General features: G+C 75.7%; 20 protein-coding genes. 11 read left to right on the top strand and 9 right to left on the bottom strand.

The window, feature by feature from the left end:
* Positions 1-752 precede the first annotated feature (752 nt).
* Positions 753-2,507 (top strand): FUSC family protein, encoded by a 1,755-nt coding sequence (locus AB0442_RS29925; RefSeq protein WP_366166769.1) that lies wholly within the window; start codon positions 753-755, stop codon positions 2,505-2,507.
* Here the strand turns inward: AB0442_RS29925 and AB0442_RS29920 are convergent.
* Positions 2,431-4,035 carry an MFS transporter gene (locus tag AB0442_RS29920; protein WP_366166768.1) on the bottom strand — a complete coding sequence of 535 codons (1,605 nt, stop codon included), beginning with the start codon at positions 4,033-4,035 and terminating at the stop codon, positions 2,431-2,433. The two genes, AB0442_RS29925 and AB0442_RS29920, sit on opposite strands and share 77 nt — an antisense overlap.
* Before the next feature lie 180 nt (positions 4,036-4,215).
* Between AB0442_RS29920 and AB0442_RS29915 the strand changes: the two genes are divergently transcribed.
* The 3 genes from AB0442_RS29915 to AB0442_RS29905 all read left to right on the top strand — a co-directional run bounded on the left by AB0442_RS29915 (position 4,216) and on the right by AB0442_RS29905 (position 6,555).
* Complete coding sequence (locus AB0442_RS29915; RefSeq protein ID WP_366166767.1) at positions 4,216-4,791, top strand: GNAT family N-acetyltransferase; 576 nt, start codon at positions 4,216-4,218, stop codon at positions 4,789-4,791.
* Positions 4,792-5,120: 329 nt separating this feature from the next.
* Complete coding sequence (locus AB0442_RS29910) at positions 5,121-5,366, top strand: chaplin (protein WP_366166766.1); 246 nt, start codon at positions 5,121-5,123, stop codon at positions 5,364-5,366.
* Positions 5,367-5,568: 202 nt separating this feature from the next.
* A complete protein-coding gene (locus AB0442_RS29905) occupies positions 5,569-6,555 on the top strand; it encodes a GNAT family protein (protein ID WP_366166765.1) in 987 nt (328 codons plus the stop codon).
* Between the two features lie 24 nt (positions 6,556-6,579).
* Here the strand turns inward: AB0442_RS29905 and AB0442_RS29900 are convergent, their stop codons facing one another.
* Complete coding sequence (locus AB0442_RS29900) at positions 6,580-7,356, bottom strand: DUF2785 domain-containing protein (RefSeq protein WP_366166764.1); 777 nt, start codon at positions 7,354-7,356, stop codon at positions 6,580-6,582.
* Between the two features lie 220 nt (positions 7,357-7,576).
* On the opposite strand from AB0442_RS29900, the gene AB0442_RS29895 reads away from it, so the two are divergent.
* From AB0442_RS29895 to AB0442_RS29875, 5 genes are all read left to right on the top strand, one after another.
* Positions 7,577-8,662, top strand: a complete 1,086-nt coding sequence (locus tag AB0442_RS29895; RefSeq protein ID WP_366166763.1) for a PP2C family protein-serine/threonine phosphatase — start codon at positions 7,577-7,579, stop codon at positions 8,660-8,662.
* Positions 8,663-8,723: 61 nt separating this feature from the next.
* Positions 8,724-9,362: a PAS domain-containing protein gene (locus tag AB0442_RS29890; RefSeq protein WP_366166762.1), complete on the top strand. Its 639-nt coding sequence runs from the start codon at positions 8,724-8,726 to the stop codon at positions 9,360-9,362.
* On the top strand, positions 9,359-10,492 hold the full coding sequence (locus tag AB0442_RS29885) for a pyridoxal phosphate-dependent aminotransferase (RefSeq protein ID WP_366166761.1): 1,134 nt from the start codon (positions 9,359-9,361) through the stop codon (positions 10,490-10,492). Before AB0442_RS29890 ends, AB0442_RS29885 begins: the two co-directional genes overlap by 4 nt.
* Positions 10,489-10,962, top strand: coding sequence for a hydrolase (locus tag AB0442_RS29880; RefSeq protein ID WP_366166760.1), 474 nt, complete (start codon positions 10,489-10,491; stop codon positions 10,960-10,962). The genes AB0442_RS29885 and AB0442_RS29880 overlap by 4 nt, the downstream gene beginning before the upstream one ends.
* Before the next feature lie 64 nt (positions 10,963-11,026).
* The gene (locus AB0442_RS29875; protein ID WP_366166759.1) at positions 11,027-12,310 is read left to right on the top strand and encodes an aminotransferase class I/II-fold pyridoxal phosphate-dependent enzyme; all 1,284 of its coding nucleotides are present in this window, start codon (positions 11,027-11,029) and stop codon (positions 12,308-12,310) included.
* A gap of 88 nt (positions 12,311-12,398) precedes the next feature.
* Here the strand turns inward: AB0442_RS29875 and AB0442_RS29870 are convergent, their stop codons facing one another.
* Together AB0442_RS29870 and AB0442_RS29865 are read right to left on the bottom strand one after the other, a co-directional pair.
* The gene (locus tag AB0442_RS29870) at positions 12,399-13,763 is read right to left on the bottom strand and encodes a chloride channel protein (protein ID WP_366166758.1); all 1,365 of its coding nucleotides are present in this window, start codon (positions 13,761-13,763) and stop codon (positions 12,399-12,401) included.
* Positions 13,764-13,863: 100 nt separating this feature from the next.
* Positions 13,864-15,300, bottom strand: coding sequence for a DUF2252 domain-containing protein (locus AB0442_RS29865; protein ID WP_366166757.1), 1,437 nt, complete (start codon positions 15,298-15,300; stop codon positions 13,864-13,866).
* A 208-nt stretch (positions 15,301-15,508) separates the two neighbouring features.
* Between AB0442_RS29865 and AB0442_RS29860 the strand changes: the two genes are divergently transcribed.
* Positions 15,509-17,026, top strand: coding sequence for a hypothetical protein (locus tag AB0442_RS29860; protein WP_366166756.1), 1,518 nt, complete (start codon positions 15,509-15,511; stop codon positions 17,024-17,026).
* Positions 17,027-17,072: 46 nt separating this feature from the next.
* Here AB0442_RS29860 and AB0442_RS29855 read toward each other — a convergent pair whose 3' ends face one another.
* Complete coding sequence (locus AB0442_RS29855; protein ID WP_366166755.1) at positions 17,073-18,026, bottom strand: DUF389 domain-containing protein; 954 nt, start codon at positions 18,024-18,026, stop codon at positions 17,073-17,075.
* A 100-nt stretch (positions 18,027-18,126) separates the two neighbouring features.
* Positions 18,127-19,881: a cation:proton antiporter gene (locus AB0442_RS29850; RefSeq protein ID WP_366166753.1), complete on the bottom strand. Its 1,755-nt coding sequence runs from the start codon at positions 19,879-19,881 to the stop codon at positions 18,127-18,129.
* A gap of 559 nt (positions 19,882-20,440) precedes the next feature.
* Between AB0442_RS29850 and AB0442_RS29845 the strand changes: the two genes are divergently transcribed.
* Positions 20,441-23,323, top strand: a complete 2,883-nt coding sequence (locus AB0442_RS29845) for an ABC transporter substrate-binding protein (RefSeq protein ID WP_366166751.1) — start codon at positions 20,441-20,443, stop codon at positions 23,321-23,323.
* 22 nt (positions 23,324-23,345) lie between these two features.
* Here the strand turns inward: AB0442_RS29845 and AB0442_RS29840 are convergent, their stop codons facing one another.
* The 3 genes from AB0442_RS29840 to AB0442_RS29830 all read right to left on the bottom strand — a co-directional run bounded on the left by AB0442_RS29840 (position 23,346) and on the right by AB0442_RS29830 (position 25,887).
* A complete protein-coding gene (locus AB0442_RS29840) occupies positions 23,346-23,672 on the bottom strand; it encodes a hypothetical protein (protein WP_366166749.1) in 327 nt (108 codons plus the stop codon).
* A gap of 67 nt (positions 23,673-23,739) precedes the next feature.
* On the bottom strand, positions 23,740-25,254 hold the full coding sequence (locus AB0442_RS29835; RefSeq protein WP_366166748.1) for a CYTH and CHAD domain-containing protein: 1,515 nt from the start codon (positions 25,252-25,254) through the stop codon (positions 23,740-23,742).
* Between the two features lie 81 nt (positions 25,255-25,335).
* Positions 25,336-25,887, bottom strand: a complete 552-nt coding sequence (locus AB0442_RS29830) for a YceI family protein (protein WP_366166746.1) — start codon at positions 25,885-25,887, stop codon at positions 25,336-25,338.
* Positions 25,888-25,957: the final 70 nt, after the last annotated feature.

Genomic DNA, 25,957 nt, shown 5'->3' with positions numbered 1-25,957 from the left:
CGCGGGGGCGCCGGGGGGCGGGCCCGCGCGGGGGGGGGGGGGCGCGGGAGCCCGCCCCCCCGCCCCGGCCGCACGCCCGCGGGCCCACCGCCCGGCCGGGTGCGGCGGCCCCGGGGACACCGACAGGGACAGCGGGGTGCCGATGAGCCGGACGCGCGCACTGCCCGACCGGCTCCGCGCCCGCGACCCCGGCCTGCGGATCGCGCACCGCGCCGTCCGGGTCACCCTGGTGGCCTGCACCGGCTTCTACACCTTCCGGTACGGCCTCGACCGGCCGACCGCCGCGACCTACGCCCTCTTCGGGGCGATCTCGCTCGGCCTGCTCTCCCGGATCGGCGGCGGCGCCCGAGCCCGGGCCCGCACCCTGCTCCACACGCTGCCCGCGGCCTACCTGCTGATCACCCTCGGCACCCTGCTCGCCGTGCGCCCGTGGGCGGCCGCCCTCGGCATGCTGGGCATCGGGTTCGCCGTCGCCTACAGCTCGGTCGGCGGGCCGCGGCTGGTCGGCCTCGCCAACGGCCTGCAGCTCCTCTACATCCTCCCGTGCTTCCCGCCGTACCGGCCGGAGGACCTGCCGCTGCGGCTGATCGGCGTCACCGCCGGGATCGTGCTGCTCGCCGCCGCCGAGCGGCTGCTGTGGCCGGTGCCGCCGCCGGTCGACTACCGCGACCGGCTCGCCCGCGCCGCCGCCGCGGTCGCCGACCTCGCCGACCGCACCGCGGCCGCCGTCACGGCACCCCCCCGGCCGTCCGGTGGAGGACCGCGCCCCGCCGGGCGCCGCGGACGGCCGTCCCGACCCGGCCGCCGCGGCGATGGACGACCTGAGGTTCTCCCGGATCCCCCTGATGGAACGTCCGGCCTCGGCGAGCGCCGCCGACCGCGCCCTCTCGCACGCGGCCACCGCCCTGCGCCACACCCGCGCACAGCTGCTGCGGATCGGCCGGATCAACGACCTGGCCGGCCCGCTGCCGCAGGCCGCCGCGCTGGTCAGGGCCGCGGCGCGGGCCGTCCGCGCCGCGGGCGAGGGCGTCCGGGACGGCGGGCCGGTCCCCGGCACCGACCCGATCGAGACCGCCATCGCCGACTTCGAGACCGTCCGGACCACCCCGTTCCACCCCGACGGCGGCCACCGCCCCGGCCCCGCCCCGGCCGCCGGTTCCGGCCGGATCGGGCCGTACCGCACCACCGACCCGGCGGAGGCGGCGGCCGCCGCCCGGCTCGGCCTCGGCAGCATCGCCCTGGAGGCCGCCGAAGGGGCCCGCTTCCTCACCCTCGCCGTGCGGATCAGCCGGCGCGCACCGCTGCCCCCGGACCCGACACCGCCCGCCGAGCGGCCGGGCCCGTTCTGGTACGGCCACGAGCCGGCCCTCCGGCTCTGGTGGGCACGGTTCCTGGCCAACCTGACCCCGCGCTCGGTGTACTTCCAGAACGCCGTCCGCACCGCCGTCGCCCTCGCCGCGGCCCGCCTGGTCGTCGGCGGCCTCGACCTCACCCACGGCTTCTGGGTCCTGCTCGCGACCCTCACCCTGATGCGGACCACCGCCGCCGACACCGGCATGGCCCTGCGGCCCGCGCTCACCGGCACGCTCTGCGGGGCGGCCGCCACCGCGGCGATGCTGATGCTGGTCGGCGACCGGCCGCTGTTCTACGCCGTCGCCCTGCCCGTCACCATGCTCACCGCGTTCACCGTGGGCCCGGTCCTCGGTCTGGCCTGGGCCCAGGGCACCTTCACCGTCGTGGTGGCCATGGTCTTCGCCCAGCTCGCGCCCGCCAGCTGGAAACTCGCCGAGGCGCGGCTGCTCGACGTGGCCACCGGCGCCGCCGTCGGCATCCTCACCGGGCTGTGCGCCTGGCCGCTCGGCGGCGGCCGCGAACTGCGCCGACGCGCGGCCGAACTGCTCGCCGACAGCGCCGCCGCGCTCCACGAGACCGTCGCCGTGCTGACCGGCGGACCCGCCGCGGGCCGGGCGGTGCGCCGGGCCCGCCGCTCCGCCGTCCTCGCCGAGGCGACCTACGCCCAGTTCCGCTCCGAGCACCACACCGCACCGCCGGGCACCCCGGACTGGCAGGCGGCGCTGCTGACCGGCCAGCACACCGTCCGCGGCGCCGAGCAACTCCTCGCCAGGATCGCCCCGCACTCCCTCGCCGGCTGGCCGGACACCGCCGGCGCCCTCGTCCGCGACGCCGACACCGCGGCCGCCGCCTTCCGCCAGGAGGGCGCCGCGCTGCGCGCCGGCCCGGACACGCCCGTCCCGCCGGACCCGCTGCTCACCGAGGCGCGCGCCGCGCTGCTCGACGAACGCGTCATGGCGGCCCGCCTGCCGCCGGCCCCGGCGGCGCTGCACGCCGTCGACACCGCCGTCTGGCTGGTCGGCCTGGTCGACGACCTGGCGGCGGTGCCCGCCGCGAAGGCCCCGGCCGACGGGACGGTCAGCCCTCCCGCTCCGGCTCCCGGCCGGCCGGACGTGCCTCCGGACGGGACCGGTCCGCCCCGCCCTCCGCGGTGATCCGGGTGCCGGGGTGCCACAGCGCGCAGAGGAACGCCACGGCCAGCGCCGCCGCCATCCCGTACAGCACCGGCCGGTTCGCCGCCGCGAAGTCCGCCCGCAGCGCGGCCAGCAGACCGGCGTCCACGCCGCTCGCCGCGGACCCGCCGGTGCTCGGCCCGGTGAGGCTCTTGGTGATCTGCTCGGCCGTGTTGCGCGCCGCCTGCGGCGGCAGCCCGCGCTGCTCCAGCGTGTCGGTGATCCGGTTGGCCGCGGTGTGCAGCAGGACGGTCCCGAGCACCGCGAGACTCACGCTCGCCGAGTAGTTCCGGACGGTCTGGGTGATCCCGGTGACCTCCCCGTACGAGCGGCCGATCGCCCGGTTCACCGCGTCCGTGGACGCCGGCGTCAGCAGCAGGCCGATCCCGGCGCCGGCGAGGACGATCCACACCCACTGCGCCCCCAGCGACAGGTCGGTGATCTTCGCCGCCCAGCCGGCGAACCCGACCGCGCCGACCACCGTGCCCAGCAGCATCGCCGGCCGGGCCCCGCGCTGGTCCAGGATCCGGCCGCCGACCTGCGAGGCCGGGCCGAACCCGGCGAAGAACACCAGCAGGTACAGGCCCGCCTCGTTCGCCGAGTAGCCGAGCGCGACCTGCGCGTACACCGAGGCGAAGAAGAACACCGGGACGAAGGACATCATCGCGAAGAAGAGCACCGCGTTGTCCGCCGAGAAGGCCCGGTCGGCGAAGACCTGCATGGTGATCAGCGGGTCCCGGCTGCGCAGCTCCGCCAGCACGAACAGCACCAGCACCGCGAGTCCGCCGACGATGCAGCCCCAGGTCGCGGCGCTGCCCCAGCCCCACACCGCCGCCTGCTGCAGGCCGAGCACGCTCAGGCCCATGCCGGCCGCGACCAGCACCGCGCCGGGCCAGTCGATCGGCTCCGGGCGCGGCGTGTTCCGGATCCGGGCCAGGAACGTCAGCACCAGGGCGACCACCGCCACCGGCACGTTGACCCAGAAGATCGCCCGCCAGGTCCAGCTGGTCAGCCAGCCGCCGAGGATCGGGCCGATCGCGGTCAGGCCGCCCGCCACGGCGAAGAACAGCGCCAGCGCCCGGCCGCGCCGCTCCACCGGGAACACCTCGACCACCACCGCCAGTGCGGCCGGGAACATCAGCGCCGCACCGAGCCCCTGCACCGCGCGGAAGGAGATCAGCCAGGCCTCGGCCGCGCCGCCGGTCGGCACCGCCCCGCAGAGCGCCGACGCCGCCACGAACACCACCGTGCCGACCAGCATCACCCGCTTGTGCCCGAGGATGTCCGAGACCCGGCCGCCCAGCGCGAAGAACGCCGCCAGCGCCAGCAGGTAGGCGTTGACCACCCACTGCATCGCACCGGCGGAGAGCCCGAGTTCGCGGATGATGCTCGGCGCGGCGATCGACACGATGGTCTGGTCGATGAAGGTCATCGAGACGGCGAACAGCATGCCCGCCAGGGCCAGCCGCTCGCTGGTGCCGCCGTCCCGTCCGCCACTGCCGGCAGCCATGCCGCTCCCCTTCCGTCCCGGCGCCGCCCCGGTCCCGTTCCGCTCCCGGTCCGGCGGCCGTTTCGCACGACACTGCCCGTCCCGCGGCCCGGGCGCGCGCTGCGCCGCGGCGAAGTCATCCGCTCGGCGGACGCCCGCAGCTCCGCCCGCCGCCGCGGGCGGGGACGGCAGAATGGGCGCATGCGCATCCGAGCCGCCCGCCTTGAGGACGTCCCCGTGCTGCAGGAGATCGAGCGGGCGGCGGGGGAGGTGTTCCGCGAGGTCGGCATGCCGGAGATCGCCGCGGACGAGCCCTTCTCCGACGAGGAGTTCGCGCCCTTCCTGGCGGCCGGCCTGGCCTGGGTCGCCGCGGACGGCGGCGACCGCCCGGTGGCGTACCTGCTCGCCGAGCGCGTCGACGGCGACCTGCACGTCGAACAGGTGTCGGTGCACCCCGGCAGTGCCCGGCAGGGCCTCGGCCGGGCGCTGATCGACCGGGCCGCCCGCCGCGCCGCCGACGAGGGGCTGCCCGCACTGACCCTCACCACCTTCGCCGAGGTGCCGTGGAACGCCCCCTACTACGCCCGCTGCGGCTTCACCGTCCTCGACGGGCCGCAGATCGGACCGCAACTGCGGGCCGTCCGGGAGCGCGAGGCCGCCCACGGACTCGACCGGTGGCCGCGGGTCTGCATGCGGCGCGCCGTCCGGCCGCAGGACGGCGCAGCGGCCTCCTCTTCCGCCCCAGCAGCGCGGCCGTGCCCACCGCCGCGAGCGTGAGCGCGGCAACCCACCCCGCCAGGGACACGAACAGCAGCACCGGACCCATGGCAAGCCCCCTGACCGCGGCTCCCGCCGAACCTGCTCCGGGCCGCCCGTCCCGCCGACACGCCGTCAGGGAGACCACCGGGCACGCCGTCCGCCGCCGTCCGGGCCGCACCCGTTCCCCCGCGCCGCTCAACGGACGGCCGGACCGCTGCGCCGATCGGGTGGACTGTCGTGGCCGGGCCAACCCCGGAGGCCGTTCGTGCCGAAAAGGTGGTGACGGCCGTTCGTCGATCGCGCGGCCGACGCGTCATCAGAACAGCTCGACACGACAGGAGTCCACCATGACCGCACTGCGCACCGCCCTGGCCCTCGCGGCCGCCGCCGGCACCCTCGTCCTCGGCGCGGCTGCCGGCCCGGCCTCGGCGAGCGCCGGGGCCGAGGGCCTGGCCACCAACTCGCCCGGTGTGCTGTCCGGCAACGTCATCCAGATCCCGGTCCACATCCCGGTGAACGTCTGCGGCAACTCGATCGGCGTCGTCAGCATCCTCAACCCGGCGACCGGCAACGCCTGCTCCAACGTCGGCTGACACTCCGGCACCGCCGACCTGCCGGCCCCGGGCCCGCCGTCACACCGCCACGGCCCGGGGCCGGCAGCCCCAAGCGCACCGGTTGTCCGAGCCCTCCGGCATGCTGACCCCGTGCTGATCCGCCGACACGACACCCCGCCGGTCCCCGGCGTGCCCCGCCCCGCCCGTCCGGGCCGGGACACGCACCCGGAGGGCCTGCGCCGTGCGCTGTGACGTCTGCGACCACGCGATGGCGAAGTGGGACGTTCCGCCGTCGCGGTGGCGCCGTGAGCTGTGGACGTGCACGTGGTACCTCTACCTGCATCACGGCGGCCAGTCCGCCGTCGTCTGCTCCGAGCGGGACTTCACCTGGGAACCGGAGCCCCGCCACGGACCCGAGGGTGAGACCGTCCCGCCGCAGTGCGACGTCTTCTGGACGGCGCCGAGCGTCGAGGTCTTCGCCTACCGCTTCCTGACCGAGGCGAGGCTCTCGATCGCGATCGAGGACAAGGAGCGGGCCGCCGACCTCGATCCGGAACTCCTGGCCTACCTCGCGCACCACGTGCCCCGTTCGAGCAGCGAGTGGGGCCGCGCCTGCCGGGGCCGTGCCGGCCGGCCGGCCGGAGGCACCGCCTACGCTGTCCGGGTGATCGCCTTCTCCGCGCCGGTCGCCGGCGACGTCCTGATGCGGCCCGCCGTCCCGGAGGACGCCGAGGCGCTGAGCCGCGCGATGATCCGCAACCGGGAGCACCTGCGCCCCTGGGACCCGCCCCGCGACGAGCACTGGTTCACCGTGGCCGGCCAGCGCGCCCGGCTGCACGACCAGCTCGTCCAGGCCGAGACCGGCCGGCTCGCCCCCTGGGTGCTGGCGAGCGGCGAGGAGATCGTCGGCGGCGTCACCCTGTCGAACATCGTCCGGCTGCACCTGTGCAGCGCCAACCTGGGCTACTGGGTGGACGCCGCCCGGGCCGGCCGCGGCCTGGCCTCCGCCGCCACGCTGCTCGCCTGCCGCGCCGCGGACGCCGAGCTCGGCCTGCACCGCCTGGAGGCCGGCGCGGCCGCCGCCAACCTCGCCTCGCAGCGGGTGCTGGAGAAGTGCGGCTTCGAACGGATCGGTACGGCCCGCGGCCTGCTCTTCCTCGACGGCGCCTGGCGCGATCACGTGCTGTTCCAGAAGCTCCTCCACGACCGCCCGCTGCCGACCGCCTGAGGCCCGCCCGACTGCGGCGGCCGGTCAGCCCGCGTACGGGGACGGCAGCGCGAGGGTCGCGGCGACCGCCTCGGCGACGGCCCCGGCGTGGGTGAGCGGGACGGCGGCGGAGTCCGGGGCGGGCCGGACGCCGCGGACGGCGAGCAGGTGGAGCACCCGCAGCGTCCGCATGGTGTTGGAGGCGTGCGCCGGGACGGGTCCGGGCCGGCCGGCGGCGAAGTCGGCGGCGACGGGGGCCAGCCAGTCGACGGACTGGCACTCGGTCAGCTCCGGGCGGGTCAAGGTGAGGGCGATCGCGAGGCCCAGCCGGTCGTCCTCCATGGCGTCGAAGAGGTGCTCGGTGGGGGCGATCAGCCGGGCGCAGGCCAGGTCCAGCAGGTCGGCGGGCTCGGTGTGCGGGCTGCGGCCGAGGGCGCCGAGCAGGTCGGCGCCGTGCGCGACCGCGTGCAGCCAGCCGAGTTCGGGGTCGTGGCCGCGCAGGTCGGGTTCGGTGCGGTACCAGGTGTCGAAGGCGCGCTGCCAGGCCGGGTCGTGGTCGCCCAGGCGGACGAGCCGGGCGAGGACGAGCGGGGCGAAGGTGCGGGCCTGGATCTCCGGGTCGGTGAAGCGGTCCGCCATCTCGTCGCCGAGGCGGCGGCGTTCTGCGGCGGGCAGCCGCGGTATCCAGCGGTGCAGCAGGACGTAGGCCTGTTCGTCGCGGACCGCCGGGTCGGGTGAGCGCAGGTCGGCGCTGAGCGCGGCGACCAGCTCCGGTCCGGGCCGGAGGGTGTCGTCGTCGAGGAAGGGCCGCCACCTGGTCACCCGGCCGATGCTAGGGGAGGAGGGCGGGGCTCCGGACCCGCCGATCGGCGGGTCGCCCGGCCCCCGCACCACCGGCCGCCGCGCCCACTGCCCGTTCTGGACCGAGCGGATGACGGTCCGTCGACGGGACGATCGGCCGGGGTGTCCTGCGGGCGGGCGGCGGGTCGGCGGATATCGTCGAAAGCCCATCAGACCCTCCGACCGGGAGTCGTGGTTGCCGGTGGCGACGTTGTCCACGCAGTGGCCCCGCTACGTCCGGCTCGTGCCGTGGGTGCTGGTGGTCGGCGGTCTGGTCTGGGACTCGCTGGCGACGGCCGACTACTGGGGCGACCCGATGATGGCGGCCGCCTCCGTGCTGGCGGGCGCGCTGCTGCCGCTGCGGGACACGGTGGCGGTCGGTGCGGCGAGCGCCGTCGGGGTGCTGGTGCTGACCTCCCGGGACGGCACGTTCGGTACGACGGCCGGCTGGCTGGAGCTGACCAACACGGTGTTCGCGGCGCTGATCGGCGTCTGGGTCAACCGGGTGATCGCCCGGCACGGCCGCCGGCTGGCGGTGGTGCGGTCGGTGGCGGAGGCGGCGCAGCGGGCGGTGCTGCCCGCGCCGCCCGCCCGGGTGGGTCCGCTGGCGGTGGCGGCCTGCTACCGGGCGGCGCAGACGGAGGCGCTGATCGGCGGGGACGCCTATGCCGTCCAGGAGACCCCGTTCGGGGTGCGGCTGCTGATCGCGGACGTCCGGGGCAAGGGGCTGCGGGCGGTGGCCGCGGTGTCGGTCCTGCTGGGGGCCTTCCGGGAGAACGCCGACCGGGCGCCGGACCTGCGGGCGCTGGCCGACGCCCTGGAGCACTCGCTGGCCCGGGAGAGCACGGGGAGCGACGAGGAGGTCCGGACGGAGGGCTTCGTCACCGCGCTGCTGGGCGAGGTCGACGGGGTGGACGGCGGCCTGCGGCTGCTGAACTGCGGCCACCCCGGGCCGTACCGGCTGCCCGCGGACGGCGGGGCCGTCGACCTGCTGGCGGCGCGCGACCCCGGGCTGCCGCTCGGCATGGGCGGCCTGGGGGTGCCGCGGTCCGCGCCGGACGCCTGGCCGTTCGCGCCGGGCGACACCCTGCTGCTGGTCACCGACGGGGTGACGGAGGCCCGTGACGGCGCGGGGGAGTTCTACGACCCGGCGGCGCGGCTGGCGCCGCTCGGTCCGTTCGACCGGCCGCAGGGGCTGATCGACGCGCTGGTGATGGACGTCCGGCGGTGGACGGGCGGCCCGCGGGACGACGACATGGCGGTCCTCGCGGTCGCCCGCAGGACCTGAGTCCGTCCGTTCCGGCATTGCGTCTGGAATTTTTGTCCAGATCGGACGTATAGTCCAGATCATGGAGACGCGCGAAACCGACCCGCGGGTCCGGCTCTGGGGCCCGGTCTGCCAGGCCGTGGCCCTGCTGCTCGGCCCTTACGCCGAGGTCGTGCTGCACGACGCGGAACGGGACCGGGTGCTCGCCATCTGGAACCCGCACGCCGGCCGGGCCCCCGGCGACCCCTCGCTGCTCGGCGAACTGGACCGGCTGGAGCCCGCCGCCCAGGACGTCTTCGGCCCCTACGAGAAGCTGCTCGCCGACGGCCGGCGGCTCTCCTCGGTGAGCGCGGTGCTCCGCGCCGAGGACGGCCGCCCGTCCGCGGTGCTCTGCGTCAACCTCGACCGCACCCCGCTCGACCAGGCCGCCGCCGTGCTCAGCCGGTTCGCCGCCCCGACCGTGGAACGGCCCGAGGTGCTGTTCGAACAGGACTGGACGGAACGCATCCAGGAGATCGTCGGCACCCACGTCCGCGAACGCGGCCGCGCGGTCGAACGCTTCGGCCGCGCCGAGCGCATGGAGGTGCTCGCCGACCTCGACCGGGCCGGCGTCTTCTCCGTCCGCCGTGCCGTCCCCGTCGTCGCCACCGCCCTCAAGGCCTCGCGCTCCACCGTCTACGCGCTGCTCGCCGACCTCAAGGACCCCCGGAGCCCCCGATGACCCGCCTGCCCGACTTCCGCCTGGAAACCTACTTCTCCCGCTGGGAGTTCACCGCCCGCCACCACCTCACCGCCTCCGACGCGCAGACCATGACGATGGCCGAACTCCTCGCCCTCGCCGACGCCGACGACCGCCGGGCGTGGGAGGAGCTCACCCTCGGCTACACCGAGACCTTCGGCGACCCCGGACTGCGCGAGTCGATCGCCGGGATGTACGAGACCGTCGGCGCCGACGACGTGGTCTGCTTCGCCGGCGCCGAGGAGGGCCTGTACATCGCCATGCAGGCGCTGCTCGACCGCGGCGACCACGCCGTGGTCGTCACCCCCAACTACCAGTCCGCCGAGACCGTCCCGCTCGCCCTCTGCGAGGTCACCGGGGTCGCCCTGGACGAGAAGCAGGACTGGGCGCTCGACCTCGACGCCGTCACCGCCGCGCTGCGCCCCACCACCAAGGTGGTGTCGGTGAACTTCCCGCACAACCCCACCGGCAAGGTGATCGACCGGGCGGAGTTCACCGCGCTCGCCGCGCTCTGCGAGGAGCGCGGGATCCACCTGTTCAGCGACGAGGTCTACCGCGGCCTGGAGCGGGACCCGGCCCGAATCCTGCCGCAGGCCGCCGACCTCGCGCCGAGCGCCCTCTCGCTCAACGTCACCTCCAAGTCGCTCGGCCTGCCCGGCCTGCGGATCGGCTGGATCGCCTGCCGCGACCGCGCGGTGCGCAGCCGCCTGGAGCGGGCCAAGCACTACACCACCATCTGCAACGCCGCCCCCAGCGAGGTCCTCGCCCGGATCGCGATCAAGGGCCGGGACGGCATCCTGCAGCGCAACCGGGGCATCATCGCCGCCAACCTGCCGCTCTTCGACGCCTTCTTCGCCGGGTTCCCGGACCTCTTCGAGTGGCGCGCCCCCGACGGCGGCTGCGTCGCCTACCCGCGCTACCTCGGCGCGGACGGCGTCGAGGCGTTCTGCACCCGGCTGGTCGAGGAGGCCGGCGTGCTGCTGCTGCCGTCCGGCATCTACCGCTCCGAGCTCACCGACACCCCCGCCGACCGCTTCCGGATCGGCGTCGGCCGCAGCAACCCGGAGCCGGCCCTGCAGGCCCTCGCCGACTGGCTGCGGACCCGCCGGTGACCACCGCCGACTTCGTCGGGCAGTTGCCCGTCGGCTTCTGGCAGGTGCCGTACGCCGGGGCGCGCTTCCCCGGCTCGCGCGCGGTCGCCGAACGCCCCGGCCTCGAACACGGCGCCAACTGCCAGCTGTTCGCCCGGGCCGTGCTCGCACGGTCCGGGCTGCTGGTGCCCGCGCTGCGCTCCAGCGAGCTGTGGGAGGACACCGCGAGCACCGTCCGGGTGGCCGAGCCGAACGCGCTCGACCTGCTCTTCTTCGGCCGGGACGAGGACCCCTGGGGCGCGCACGTCGGCGTGCACGCCGGCGGGGACACCGTGCTCCACCTGTGCGCCGAGGTCGGCCGTCCCGCGCTGTGGAGCCTCGCCGACTTCGCCGCCCGCGAGCGCTACCGCGTCCTGCTGGGCGCCAAGCGGGTCACCGCACGGCTGCCCGGACCCGCGGCGGCCGGCCGGGCGGCCCCCGCGGATTGGTAGATTGTCGGCGCAGCAGTGCCCCGGCAACGCCGGTAGAACCGCACCCACACCGGAGGGAAACCTCGTGTCACAGCCGTCCACCACCACGTCGGCCGGTCCGGAGCAGGGGGCGGAACTCGCCGCCGCCCGGGCCGCCTACGAGCAGCTCCGCACCCGCGGCCTCAGCCTCGACCTCACCCGCGGCAAGCCCTCGCCGGAGCAGCTCGACCTCTCGGACGCGCTGCTGACGATCCTGCAGCCGGGCGACGTGCGCGCCGCGGACGGCACCGACTGCCGCAACTACGGCGGCCTGCAGGGCCTGGCCGAGCTCCGCGCGGTCTTCGCCGGGCTGCTCGACGTCCCCGCCGACCAGCTGTTCGCCTGCGGCAACGCCAGCCTCACGGTGATGCACGACGTGGTCGCGCACGCCATGCTCGCCGTCCTGCCGGGCGCCAAGCAGCGCTGGGCGGACGAGGACGAGGTCCGCTTCCTGTGCCCGGTGCCCGGCTACGACCGGCACTTCACGATCTGCGACCGCTTCGGCATCACCATGGTGCCCGTCCCGCTGACCGGCGAGGGCCCGGACATGGACGTGGTCGAGGAGCTCGTCGCGGCCGACCCGCGGATCAAGGGCATGTGGTGCGTGCCCAAGTACAGCAACCCCAGCGGCGAGAGCTACAGCGACGAGACCGTCCGCCGGCTGGCCGCCATGCCGACCGCCGCGCCCGACTTCCGGCTGTTCTGGGACAACGCCTACGCGGTGCACCACCTGACGGACGACCGCACCCCGCTGCTGCCGGTGCTGGCCGCCTGCGAGGAGGCCGGCCACCCGGACCGGGCGTTCGTCTTCGCCTCCACCTCCAAGATCACCGCAGCCGGCGCGGGCGTGGCCTTCCTCGGCTCCTCGCCCGCCAACATGGCCTGGTACGCCCGGCTCGCCGCCGCCCAGACCATCGGCCCGGACAAGGTGAACCAGCTGCGGCACGCCCGCTTCTTCACCGACGCCGCCGCGGTGGAGACCCACATGGAGCGCCACCGGGAGCTGCTGGAGCCCCGCTTCGCCGCCGTGTACGAGGTGCTGGAGCGCGAGCTCGGCCCGCTCGGCATCGCCACCTGGACGCGGCCGCTCGGCGGCTACTTCGTCAGCCTGGAGGTCCCGGAGGGCTGCGCCTCCGAGGTCGTCCGCCTCGCCAAGGAGGCCGGCATCGCGCTGACCCCGGCGGGTGCGGCCTTCCCCGGCGGCAACGACCCGCGCGACAGCCAGATCCGGCTGGCCCCGTCCTTCCCGTCGGTGGACGAGGTGCGCTCCGCGATGGAGGGCGTCGCCCTCTGCGTCCGCCTCGCCGCCGCGGAGCGCGCCGCGGCCTGACCCCCGCCGGTTCCCCGCACCCCGCCCACTCGGCGCGGTACGGGGAACCGGCGTTCGTCAGGGGGCGTGTCCGGGGAGTCCGGCGCGCTCAGGCCGTGGCCGGCCCGGGTGGCGGAGCCGTCGGTGGTGCCTGCGGGGCCGGTCGCCGGGCCAGCCGCAGCGTGCCCACGTAGGAGACCACCACCGCGACGATCACCAGCGGCATCACGGTGAGGCTCTCCGTGCCGAGCAGCAGGGTGGCCAGCAGCACCGAGGTCATCGGCAGCTTCAGCATCGCCACGCTCATCGCCCCGACGCCCATCGCGAACGCGGTGGTGGTGTCCACCCCGGGCAGGTGCGCCAGGGCCATGCCGCCGGCCCCGCCGACGAACACCGCGGGGAAGACCGGGCCGCCGCGGAAGGCGCTGAGCGACAACCCGTACGCGAGCGCCTTGCAGACCACCAGCAGCACCAGGACGCCCGCCGTGTAGGAGGAGTTGTCGGCGAGCAGCGGTCCGATGGTGTTCTCGCCGGAGTAGAGCACGTCGGAGATCGGCTTGTCGCTGATCGCCGCGTACACCAGGGCCACCACGCCGACCAGCACGCCCATCAGCACGGTGAGCGGCAGCCGCCGCCGTTCCACCTCCGACTGCAGGCGCAGCGCGGAGCGGCGGATCCCCTCGCCCAGGAACGCCGCGATCACGCCGACCAGCAGTGCCCAGCCGAACTCGGAGAGCGAGGGCCGGTCGGCGTGCGGCACCTGGTGCAGCGTCAGCGAGTAGGTGCCGAGCCCCGTCCAGTGGCCGAGGCCGGTGAAGATCAGCGAGCCGATGCCGGCGGCGAGCAGCCCGGGCACCAGCACCACGCCGAGCATGGGCCCGGCCAGTCCGGAGGCCTCCATCAGCAGGAAGGCGCCGACCAGCGGCGAGCCGAGCAGTTCGCTGATCGCCGCGAAGCTGCCGGCCGCGCCGAGCACGCTCACCGCGGTGGGCGGGGCGTCGCGCTTCAGCAGTTTGATCGCCCCGACCGCGATGCCGCCGCCGAGCGCGATCAGCGGGGCCTCAGGGCCGAGCACCACGCCGAGGGAGAGCGAGGCGATCGCGGCGAGCGCCACCCCGGGCACCGCCGCGACGGAGGGCGTGTCGCCGGTCTTCAGCCCCTCGGCCGGTTTGTGGCCGCCGCCGCCCGGCAGGTAGCGGATGGCCAGCGCGACCAGCACGCCCGACACGGCGAGCGGCGGGATCGCCCACCAGTCCGGGGTGCCGTCGAAGCCGAGCCCCTTCGGCAGGTCGGTGAAGACCAGCGACTGCAGTTCGGAGACGAGGGCGAGGAAGCCGAACGCGCCGGCCGAGATCGGCACGCCGAGCAGCGCCGCCAGCACCAGGATGGTCACGTAGCCCCGGGTGCGGACGATCGCGATCGGGTCCTGCGGCGCCGGGGCCTGCTGCTCGGTCGGTCCGGCCGGCATGCGCATCGTCTCCTCGGCGTCGGGGCCCGGCCGGAGTGCCGGGCTCCCGGGCCTGTGTCAGGTGATACCACGCGGGCCCGGCCGTCCGGGCCCGCCGCGCCCGCGGTCAGCGGGGCTCGGCCACCGGGTCCGCGGCCGGCAGCCGGCCGTCCTGGACGGCGTCGACCAGGGCCCGGTGGTCCCGCTCGTTCTGGTCGGCGTACGCCTCCGCGAACTCCGCCAGCGCGTGGTCGAAGACGTCCTTGCCGCCGAGGTAGGCGGCGATCGCGATGCGGTCCCCGGAGCGGGCGTGGGCACGGGCCAGGGTGAAGCCGCAGAGGGCTCCGAAGGCCCGCATCCCCTCCGGACGCATCTGCTCGGCGACCGCGATGCCCTTCCAGTCGCGCAGTTGGCGGACGTAGAAGTCGCGGCGCTTGCCGTCGATGCCGTCCACCCGCTCCCAGCCGAGGAAGATGTCGCTGGCCGCCTGCATCAGCCGCTGGCCGGACACCACCCGCTCGCCCTGGTTGCGGTACTGGCTGGCGCCGACGTGCGGGGCGAGCACCGAGGTGTCCGCCTCCTTGGCCTGCAGGAACAGCGGGTCCTGGCCGTCCCGGCCGAGCAGCAGGAAGATCCAGCATCGGGTGCCGACGCTGCCGACGCCGACCACCTTGCGGGCCACGTCGACCAGCCGGAAGTTCTCCAGCAGGTAGCGGCGGTCGGAGGGGAGGGTCTTGCCGTAGCGGGCGACCAGGCTGCGGAAGAGCGTCATCAGCGCGTCACGCTCGACGTTCGGCAGCAGTTCGGAGATCGGCATCAGCAGCGGCGGGTCCGCGGCGATCCGGCGCCGGCCGTCGACGACCTCGGTGAGCTTCTCGAAGGCCTGCAGGCTGTCCCGGGTCCGGGCCTTGGCCATCGCTTGGGCCAGTCCGCGCTGGCCGCGCTTCGGCGCCCGTTCGGCGGCCAGCTCCTGCAGCATGTCGGAGTCCATCCGGGCGTACCAGACGTCCAGGTTCCGCATCCCGGCGAACCGGGCCATCGCCTCGCGGTACTGGCGGACGGTGGCCCGTACGATCTCCGCGCGCTCCTTGTCGTCGAAGCCGTTCGCCCGGCCCGCGATGACCAGGCTCGCCGACAGCCGCTTGACGTCCCACTCCCAGGGGCCGGGCAGGGTCTCGTCGAAGTCGTTGATGTCGAACAGCAGCTGACGCTCCGGGGAGGCCAGCAGCCGGAAGTTCAGCATGTGGGCGTCGCCGCAGAGCTGGGCGCGGATGCCGGAGTCCGGGCTGCCCGCCAGGTCGGACGCCATGATGGCGGCCGCGCCGCGGTAGAAGCGGAACGGCGACTCGCTCATCCGGCTGTAGCGGATCGGTACCAGCTCGGGCACCCGCTTGGCCGACTGGGCCTCCAGGATGCCGAGCGGGTCCGGCCGCTTCTTCGCCGGCCGGTACTCGGCGTGACTCGAACGCGGTGCCCGCCGCCGTGCCGCCCGCCCGCGGGCCGCGCGCTCCTCCGGGGTGGCCTGCGCCGCCGGACGGGTCTCCGGGTTCTGGTCCTTCGCCATGGGGTCCTCCTGCCTGACCGGGTGCGGCCGTGCACCGCTCCGCTCGGGGCGGCTCGCACGGACCCTCCGATCATCGCCGCCACCGTGCCGTCCGGCCTGCCGTGGGCGCGCCGGAACCACCCGTACGCCCATTCCCGGTGGTGGCCGCGCCGGGCCGCGCTTCTCCTGGTAGGGCGAACGGCCGCAGGCCCCGACCCGAGGAGAGCAGATGGCGTCGAGCGAACCGGAGCCCGGCTCCGGCGAATCCGCGTCCGGCGGCTCCGGCCACGGCAAGCCGCCGGAGCCCGTCCCGCCGGGCGGGCCACCGCCCGCCCAGGGCCCGGGACCGTCGTCGGACCGGCCCACCGTGGCGGGCGGCGGCCCGGGGCCCTCCTCGGAGCGGCCCACCGTGGCGGGCGGCGGGGGAGGCGCGGACGAGGTGGCCGCGCTGAAGGCGCGCCTCGCCGTGCTGGAGGCGACCACCCCGCCGCACAAGAGGGAGCACCACCGCTGGCGGACCTCCGGCGCCGTGGTGCTGATCGTGATCGCCTCGCTGCTCTCCATGCTGTCGGTGATGGCGGTCTGGACGGCCAACTTCGTCGGCGACACCGACCGCTACGTGCAGACCGTCGCCCCGCTGGCCACCGAGCCGGACGTCCAGGACGCGATCACCAACCGGGTCACCACCGTCGTGCTCGACCAGATCGACGTCGACGCCCTGGTCAAGCAGCTCTCGGACACCGCCGCCCAGCAGGGCGTGCCGGAGAACCTGTCCAACCTGATCGGCAACCTCAGCGGCCCGATCAAGAGCGGCCTCACCGACCTGATCAGCACCACCGTCCACAAGGTCGTCACCAGCGACCAGTTCGCCACCATCTGGGTCGACGCCAACCGGCTGATCCACAGCACGCTCGACAAGGCGCTCACCGGCAAGGGCGGCGGCACCGTCAAGCTCGAGAACAACCAGGTCTCCATCGACCTCGCGCCCGTCATCGCCAAGGTGAAGACCCAACTGGTCGACTCCGGGCTCTCCGTCGCCTCGAAGATCCCGGACGTCCACACCAACTTCGTGATCTTCTCCTCCAAGGACATCGGCAAGATCAGGACGTACTTCCGGCTGCTGGAGATCATGGGCAACTGGCTGCCGATCCTCACGGTGATCGTGGCCGCCGGCGGCGTCTTCCTCGCCGTCAACCGCCGCCGGGCGCTGATCGGCGCGGCCGTCGGCATCGCGATCGCCATGCTGCTGATCGGCGTCGCGCTGACGATCTTCAGGGCGTACTACCTGGACCACCTGCCACCGGGCGCCAACCAGGCGGCGGCCGGGACGGTCTACGACACCCTGATCCGGTTCATGCGCGCGAGCATCCGCGCCATCGGCGCCGTCGCCGTGGTCACGGCGGTCGGAGCCTTCCTGATCGGGCCGTCGAAGCCCGCCGTCGCGGTGCGCACCGCCTGCCGCCGGATCATCGGCTCGCTGCGCGACGCGCTGTACTCGCTCGGCATGAAGCTCGGCCCGGTCGGCCCGTTCGTGCACCGCTGGAAGCGCTGGATCGGCGTGGTCATCCTGCTGGTCGGCGCGCTGATCCTGGCGACCTGGTCCTACCCGACCTGGGCCGTCGTCCTGTGGATCACCTTCTTCGTGGCGCTGGGCTTCGCGATCCGGGAGTTCCTCGACACCGGTCCCGAGGGCGACCGGGCCGCCCCGCCGGCCCGGACGGGCGGACCGCCGCCCGCCACCGCCTGACCGTCCCGGAGGGGGCGGGGCCACCGGCCCGTCCCCTCCGGCGGGCTCAGTCCGCGGCCGGTAGCCCGCGCCGCCGGCCGATCCGGCGCCAGACGGCGCGCTGGGTGCGGAGCGTGCCCGTGCCGACCAGCACCAGCACCCCGGCGTTCAGCAGCAGCTGCAGGAACGAGCCCCAGGACTTCTCCCAGTTCTCGAACGCCGCGGACACGGCGACGTCCGCGGCCGCCGGAATGGTCGTCACCGAGATGAACACCCCGAGCAGCGCGCTCGTGCGGGCCTCGGTGAGCGAGACGATCCCGACCACGCCGGCCAGGCAGGCCACCACGACCGAGAAGAAGTCCGGCGTGCCGATCAGGTTGGACACCGGCCGCAGTCCTGCGTCGTACGCCCGCGACTCCAGGCCGAACCCCCGGATCATCAGCGCGAACAGGAAGGTGATCACGATGGCCGCCGGGAACCCGCAGGCCAGCGCCGTCAGCCCGCGCCGGACGGCCCGCCGGTCACCGAGGTCCAGGCCCAGCGCCACCCCCACGATCGCCCCGTACTCCGGGCCGACGACCATCGCGCCGACGATCAGGATCTGCGAGTTGGTGACGATCCCGACCGCGCCGAGCAGCGCCGCGACCACCAGGTACAGGTAGAAGCTCGGCGCGTAGCTGCCCTGGGCGCGGATCCGCGCCTCGACCTCGGCCCAGACCGGCGCGTGCACGCGCCGCCCGAGGCTGCGCCGCCCGGCCTCCGCGGCCGGGCCGAAGAAGGCGAGGTCCACCGGTTCGACGACCACCGAACCGCGGGTGTCCAGGCCCAGGCCGCGCAGGCCGTTCAGCACCTCGTTGGCGCCGCCCGCCAGCACGTCGCAGGCCAGCGCGTCGCCGTCCGGGTGCAGGGCCGCACCCGGCTGCACCACCAGGTTGAGCACGCACGGGTCGGCCGCCAGCATCGCGACCGCCCGCCCGGTGAGGTCCGGCGGACTCACCGCCCGGACGTGGATCGTCGCCACCCGGTCCTCCTCCCGTCGTGGTCCGCCTGCCGGGTCCTCGCACAACACCACCGCCGTCGCACCGCGGGCCCGCCGCGACGCGCCGGGCCCGGCCGGGGGATCACGCGGGCGGGCTCAGCAGCACCGCCCTGTCCCCGGGGTCCCGGGACGGGGTGCGGCCCTCGGTGACGGGCAGCAGCCGGCCGTCCGGCTTCACCAGGAAGAGCAGCCGGTGGCCCGACGGCAGCCCGCCGTCCGCCGGCGAGGTGGTGACCCGCGCCCCCTCGCCGTACTGCCGGGCCAGCTCGGGCCGGGTCAGACCCGGGCCGAACAGCGCCTCGCCGCCGGTGTACGGCGCCACCACGCCCCGGCTGCCCGCCGCAGGCGCCAGCCGGTACACCGCGCCCTCCAGCGTCTCGTGCAGGGTCGTCGACGCCAGGGCGTTGAAGTCGTCCTCCTCGGTGAGCAGCAGCACCCCGGTGATGCCCTCCAGTTCGGCGCCCGCGCCGGTCGCCGCGGCGAGCAGCTCGCCCGGCGCCAGCGTCAGCCCGGCCGCGGTGATCCGGTCCTGCTCGCTGTCGGCCCCCGCCCACATCAGCACGTCCAGGCCGAGCGAGCGCAGTGCCAGCCCGAGGTCAACCGCGAAGGCGTCGCCGCCGACCAGCAGCGGCCGCGACCGCGCCGGACGCAGCACCCCGAGCCGCCGGGCCGCCGGATAGGCCGTCAGCCCGTACACCGTCACCGTCGCGACGATCACCACGAAGGTGGCGGGCAGCAGCCGCTGGGCGCCGTCGACGCCCTTGGCGACCAGGGTGGCCGAGAAGGTGGAGGCGGTGGCCGCCGCGACGATGCCGCGCGGGGCCATCCAGCCGACGAACGCCCGCTCCGGCCGCGACACGTCGGTGCCCAGCGTCGCCAGCAGTGCCACCACCGGCCGGACCACCAGCACCAGCGCCGCAGCCAGGCCCAGCGCCGGAAGGACCACGTGCCGCAGCGAGGCCGGAGTGACGGTGGCCGAGATCGAGACGAAGAGCAGACCGATGACCAGCGAGACCAGGGTCTCCAGGAACGGCCGGCGGACGGGCAGGTCGAGGCCCGGCAGGTTGGCCATCGCCATGCCCGTCACCACCGCGGCGATCAGCCCGGTGTCGTCGCGCAGCGCGTCGCAGGCCGCCGCCGTCCCGATCACCGCGGCGAGCTGTGCGGTGGTGCCGAGGATCTCGTTCGGCCGCAGCCGGTCCAGCACCAGCCAGAGCACGGCGGTGCCCACCGCGCCGCCCGCGCAGCCCACCAGGACGCTGAGCCAGAAGCCGCCGAGCTCGCTGCGCATGCCGTCCTCGCCGGCCGAGACGACGCCGTGGAAGACGAACGCGCCGAGGATGCCGCCGACCGGGTCGATCAGCGTCCCCTCCCAGATCAGGATCCGCTGCAGCCGCTCGGTCGGGCGGACGAAGTTCAGCAGCGGCCCGACCACCGTCGGCCCGGAGACCACCAGGATCGCGCCCAGCATCACCGCCGACCGCTTCGGCATGTCGAGCAGCGGCACCGCCAGGGCCGTCGCCGCCGCCCAGGTGATCAGCGTGCCGAGCCAGATCAGCCGGACGACGGCCCGGCGGGTGTGCGCCTGCAGCCGGCGCAGCTCCAGACCGAGGCCCGCGTCGTAGAGGATGACCGCGACGGCCAGCGAGACCAGCGGCGAGAACGCCGGGCCGAGCAGCCGCTGCGGGTCGACGGTGTCGGTGAGCGCCCCGGCGCCGAAGCCGACCGGCAGCAGGACGAGCAGCGCCGGGATGCGCAGCCGGGCGGCGAGCAGCTGGGAGGCGGCGGCGAGCACCACGATCAGCCCGATGCCGAGCAGGATCTGGTCGGGCGTCACGGCCGCGCCCCGGCCGGCGGACGCCGGGCGGTGACCGGGGGCACCCGTGCGGCGGCCGGGCTGCCGTGCGCCCGCCGCACGGGCTGCCTCTCGGCGGCCGCTGCCGCTGACCCTGCCGGTACCGGTGCGGGGTGCGCGGCCGGCGCGGTCGGCGTGGCCGCCGTGCGCCCGTGCGGGGGCGGCGACTGGCCCGGCGTGCCCGCCGGCGGGAGTGGTGCGGTGGTCATGCGGCCCCCGATCGCTCGTACCGGACAGCAGGCGGCACCGGCGGGGTCGCGGGCCCGCGCGGTGGCCCGCGCCAGCCTTCCCGCGCGGCGCGCCGGGCGCAGGGCGCGGCTCGCGGCACTGCTCCGTCGGGGTGAGCGCCGTCCCTCCGACGGAGCAACCGGTCGCCCGCCGCCCGCGGGCTGCGCGATCCCGTGTGCGCCGTCGCACCCCGGGTCTACACTCGCGGTCTGACGCCAGGTCAGGCCGGGGCGCGGTGTGCGCCCCGCGGGGGGCGGCTACGGGGGTGCAGGTGGCTCAGGGCTCGGCGCGCGAGAGCGCCCGGATCGGTGGTATGCGCACGACCGCCAAGTACGAAGTCGACGCGCTGGTGAAGGACCTCATCGGCCAGTTCAGCGGCGCCCGGCTGCCGATGCCGGTCGTCGTGCTGTACGCCGAGGACGACGACCCGGAGCTGGACCGCGAGGTCCGCGGCGTGGTGCACGCCGTCCAGGAGGCGCAGGAGGCCGGCGGACTGCCGTACCGCGTGGTCGCCGGCGCGGACGGCGACGACCCGCACCGCAACGCCGTCGCCATCGTCGACGCGCTGGCCAAGGGCCCCTGGGCCCGCCGCGGCCCCGCCTGGTACCGCAGCTACCCCGCGCCCCGCTCCCGGCTGGTCGCCGCGATCGAGTCGGCCGCCCGGCACGCCCTCGCCGCCCCCGACGCCGCCGGCCGGCCGCTCGACGACCACGTCGAGACCGTCCTCGGCCGGCTCCGCGACCTGCACTGGCGGCCCGAACCGCGCCCGGCCGGCGGCGAACTGCAGCGGCTGCTGTCGCCCGTGCTCAACTCCACCAGCCTGATCGGCGCCTTCGTCCTCGCCGGGCTCACCAGCCTGCTCACCCAGGCCACGTGGCAGGTCGTCGTCCTCGTGCTGCTCGCCGCCCTGCTGGTGCTCGGCGTCACCGGCTGGGTCCGCCGCAACACCGCGCCGCTCTCCTGGCTCGGCCGGGCCAGCCGCTGGTTCGCCACCACCACCTTCCTCGCCGCGTCCGGCCGGCAGGCCGCCGCCTGGTCGCTCTGGCGGCCCCGGATGTCCTGGGACGTCACCCGGGCCCGCGCCCGCGAGGTCGCCGGCGAGATCCTCAAGGCCCAGCTGCCCGGCACCCCCGAGGACGAGAAGGACCGCGCCCAGCAGTTCCACCTGCAGCTGCGCACCCTCGCCCTGCTGGAGGACCTCCGCTGGGCGCACCGCTCCTGGGCGCCGGACCTGCGCGGCCGCAAGCGCCGCGTCCCGCCGGTCGTCTTCGTGCCCCGCGCGGACGCCCGCAACGGCGCGCTGCGGGTGCTCGGCGCGATCTCCGACGTCCGCAGCCGCCGCAGCGAGCAGGACCCGCTGCTCGTCCTCGCCGCCGTCGCCCACGCCGACGTCGCCGCCTGGCTGGAGGACGCCGGCACCGCCCCCGTCACCGTGCACGCCGTCGGCTCGCGCCGCCGCGGCCCGTACGAGAACTGGGTCAGCGACCTGCGGGTCCGCCAGGCCCCCAGCCGTGGCCGGGCACTGGCCTGGACGCTGCCCGTCCGGCTCACCCGGCACCAGCTGGGGGCCGGCGAGACCACCCGGCTCGCCCCGGTGCCGGTCGGCCGCTCCTGGTGGTTCCTGTGGTCCCGCTGGACGGTGCTCGCCGTCCTCGTCCTCGCCGCCTGCGGCGGCCTGCTGCGGGTGCATCAGCTCGGCGACCGCTACTGCGGGCCCCGGCTGCTCGGCTCCAACCCGGACGCCCTCTGGCGGGTGGACCCGGGCGGCACCCGCGAGTGCGTCGGCGTCGCCACCGGCGGCGTCTCCTTCGCCGGCGACGGCGGCGGCGTCCGCCTCAGCGGCACCCTGCCCGGCGAGGACACCGACCGCACCGGCGCCGCCGTCGGCCTGGAGACCCTGGAGGCAGCGATCCGGCGCGAGAACGCCCGGGTCGACGCCCTGCCCGACGTCCACTACGTCACCGTCGTCTACGCGGGCTCGCTCACCACCGTCGCGGGCCAGCAGTCCCGCGCCCTCAACAGCCTCAAGGAACTCACCGGCGTCCACCTCGCGCAGATGCGCAACAACGCCGGCCCCGGCGACCCGCTGAAGATCAAGGTGCTGGTCGCCAACGGCGGCCAGGACATGTACTTCCAGACCGACATGGTGCAGCGGATCGTCGACCTCGCCCGCCGGGACCGCTCGATCGTCGGTGTGGTCGGCCTCGGCCGCGACACCGCCGACAGCGACAGCGCGCTCACCCTCCTCCAGCAGGCCGGCCTCGCCGTCGTCAGCACCACCAACTCCGGCAGCTACCTCGCCAAGGGCCACGTCAACTACTTCGGCCTCGCCGCCACCGACCAGGAGGAGGCCGCCGCACTGCGGCTGATCGTCGACGGCCTCGCCGTTCCGCCCGCCGACCGCTGGGCCGCCGTCCTCACCCGCACCGCCGGCCGCGACGACCGGTACAGCCCCGAACAGGCCCAGTACGGCTCCGCGATGCTCAAGGAGGCCGGCTTCCAGCTCATCGGCGGCCACCCCCTCGAGTACGGGCTCACCAGCAACGGGGACCCCGACTTCGAGGCGGCGCTCAGCACCAGCTGCCACTCCGAGCACCCGCCCGCCGTGCTCTACCTGGCCGGCCGCGCCGACGACGTCAACCAGCTGATGCGGCGCCTCGCCGCCGACGCCGGCTGCAGCCGGCCGCTCACCGTCCTCACCGGCGACGACCTGACGAAGGCCCAGTTCCGCACCGGCGCCACCTCGATGGCACCGCAGGCCACCCTCTACTACACCGCGCTCTCCGACCCCTCCGTCACCGCCCGCGACTCCGACCTCGCCGCGGTCGCCGCCGCCGAACTGCGACTCGCCCCCGCCGGCGGCAACCCCTACGAGGACGACCTCTTCTCCGACGGCGCGCTCGCCCTCGCCTACGACGCCACCGCCGCGCTCCAGGCCGGCGCCGCCAAGGCCGGGGCCTCCCAGCACGGCGGCGTCGGATCGGTGATGGCGGGCCTGCGGGCGGTGGAGATGAAGAGCCGGGCCACCGGCACCGTGGACTTCCGCGACACCCGGCCGCTCGCCACCGGCCCGCAGCCCGGCCACGGGCTGCACATCATCCGGGTGCGGCGCGGGCCGCAGGGCACGCCGGTCACCGAACGGATCTGCGGGCGGGCGGCGGGCGACACCCGGCCGCTGACCGGCTGCACGCCGTGAGACCGGCCCGCCCGCCCCGGGGTCAGACCGGGTGGCCGGCCGACCGGAGGCCCTCGCGGACGGCGAGGGCCGCGGCGACGGCACCCGCGTGGGCCCCGGGGCGGGCGTCCGTGGCGGCGGCGATCCGCGCGGCCCGGCGCTCGGCGGCCTCGGCGACCCGCCGGGCCTCCTCGTCGGTCAGCCGGGCACCGTCGAGGCAGGCGGCCCGGCGCTCGCGCACCGCCTCGGCCTCCCGCAGCGCGCGGGCCAGCGCCACCTCGGCCTCCGTCACCCGGTCGGTGAAGTAGTTCGTCACGGCATCGCGGACGGTCGGGGCGTACGGCTCCGTCGGCTGCTCTCGGTCGGCCATGGCAGCACGCTAACCGCGGGGGCCGCGGGCGGCACGCAGCACCGCGGGGCACGGACGGGTACGCATGTCAGCCCTTCACCTTCTTCCGCGCCTTCTTCCGGGCCTTCGCCGCCTCGGCCACCTGCTGCTCCTCGTGGGCCCGCTGCACCGCGTGGAGCAGGCCGTAGCCGAAGGTGTCCTCGCCGTGGCGCCGGGCCTCGGCCGCGGCGTCCACGATCGCCGGCTCGGCGACCACGCCGTCCTGGTGGGCGCCGAGCGGCTGCTGGATCCGCTTCATCCGCTTGCGCAGCTTCCCGGCGGGCCGGCCGGCGGCCGGGGCGGCGCACTCCGCCGCGTACCGGGCCCGTTTGGCCGCCTTGCGAGCGCGGTGCAGCGCCTCGTCGCGTTCGCGGCCGGGCGGCAGGCCGAGCGCGGTGCCGAGGCGGCGGACGGCCCGCCGGCGCTGCCGCTCCAGGACCTTCCGGGCCTCGGACGTGCCGCGCCGGGCCCGCTTGCGCAGCGGCGGCCGGGCGGCGAGCTCGTCGAGGGCGTTCAGCAGGGCGAAGTACCGGCCGCCGTCCATGGCCTGCAGCGCCGTCCGGTGCGCGCGGCGGTAGCGGCGGGCGTACCGGGCCGAGATCCGGGCGGACACCTCGGCGGGCCGGCCGGCCGCGGGCAGTCCGGAGGCCTGTTCGGCGAGGCGCTCGCCGAGCACCTCGGCGTCCCTGGCCTTGCCGAGCACCTTGCCGAACCGGCGGAGCTCCTGCTCCAGCGGGTCGGTGACGGAGCGGTCCAGCAGCTTGCGGTGCGCGGCCAGCGCGCTGCGGATGCGGCGGACGGCGACCCGCAGCCGGTGCACCGAGTCCGGCCGGTCGACGCGGACGGCCGGGTCGAGGGCGTGCACGGCGGCGACCTGCTCGCGCAGGTACCCGGTGAGGGCCGCGGCGACGGATCCCTCCGGCGGGGCTGCCCGGTCGGCCGGTGATTCGAGGCGCTCGCCGAGCACCCGGCCGAGCTTGGAGCTCGCCGCGGACCTGCGCAGCCCCCGCGCCCGCAGCCGCTCCTCGACCTCGTCCAGCAGCTCGGGGCCGCCGTCGGCCAGCTCGACCTCGGTCTCCGTCCACACCGTCGGTCCCGCACCGGGGGCGGTGTCCACCGTGGGCGCCTTGGCCGACACCCGGTCGCGGACCAGCTCGGCGAGGGTGCGGCGTTGGGCGTCGACCAGCAGGGTGACCGTCCGCTCGGTCTTCAGCCGGGCGACCGGGGCGAGCCGCTCGCCGCGAGCCGCGCCCCGGACCAGCCGGACGAGCTCCTTGGGCGGCCGCCGCTTGTGCCCGGTGGCCAGCGGCAGTCGGGTCTCCACGCGCATGCCGTTCGACCCCGGCGTCTTCAGGTGCCAGCCGGCGTCGTGGCCTCCGCTGCGCCGGCGCAGCGTGATCCCGCTGCGCAGCAGGCGCAGGTCGGGGGTGTCGAAGTAGACGGCGTTCAGCTTCTCCGTCCCGCCGGGGACGACCCCGGACACCTGCGACAGCCCGTCGGCGGTGAGCGGGCGGTCGAGGGCGCCGTCGTACTTGCGCTCGTTCTCCTCGTGCACGGTGGTCATACGGATCGTCTCTCCGCTGCGGGCCCGGTCCAAGCGGCCGGGCGGCCGGTGTTTTCGGGCTGCGGGCCGGGGCGGCGCGGTTCAGTTCTGCTTGATGGCGGAGACGTCGAACTCCAGGACGACCCGGTCGGAGACCAGGACGCCGCCGCCCTCCAGCGCGGCGTTCCAGTTCACGCCGAAGTCCTTGCGGTTGATGGTGACCGTGCCCTCCAGGCCGACCCGGAGGTTGCCGTACGGGTCGACGGCGTTGCCGGTGTACTCGAAGTCGAGGGTGACCGTCCGGGTGGTGGCCTTGATGGTGAGGTCGCCGGTGACCTGGTAGCGGTTGGTGCCGACCCGCTCGACGGCGGTCGAGACGAAGGTGATCTCGGGGTGGTTCGGCGCGTCGAGGAAGTCGTTGGTGCGCAGGTGCTGGTCGCGCTGCTTGTTGCCGGTGTCGATGCTGTCGGCCCGGACGGTGATGCGGCCGTGGGAGCCGGCCGGGTCGTCGCCGTCCAGGTGGAGGGTGCCCTCGAACTCGTCGAAGGAGCCGCGGACCTTCGTCACCATGGCGTGGCGGGCCACGAAGCCGATGCGACTGTGGGCGGGATCGAGCACGTACTCCCCGGTGAGCCGGGGCAGCGCGGTGGTCATGGCGGCACTCCTCCTAGGACGGGCCCGGCGGCGGACGGCCGTGCGGGCGTTCCTCTGCGGCGGCGCTTCT

Source organism: Kitasatospora sp. NPDC085895 (assembly GCF_040702125.1).
Classification (GTDB): domain Bacteria; phylum Actinomycetota; class Actinomycetes; order Streptomycetales; family Streptomycetaceae; genus Kitasatospora; species Kitasatospora arboriphila.
The sequence above is the reverse complement of the archived record's forward strand: the minus strand, read 5'-3'. Positions and strand labels throughout refer to the sequence as shown.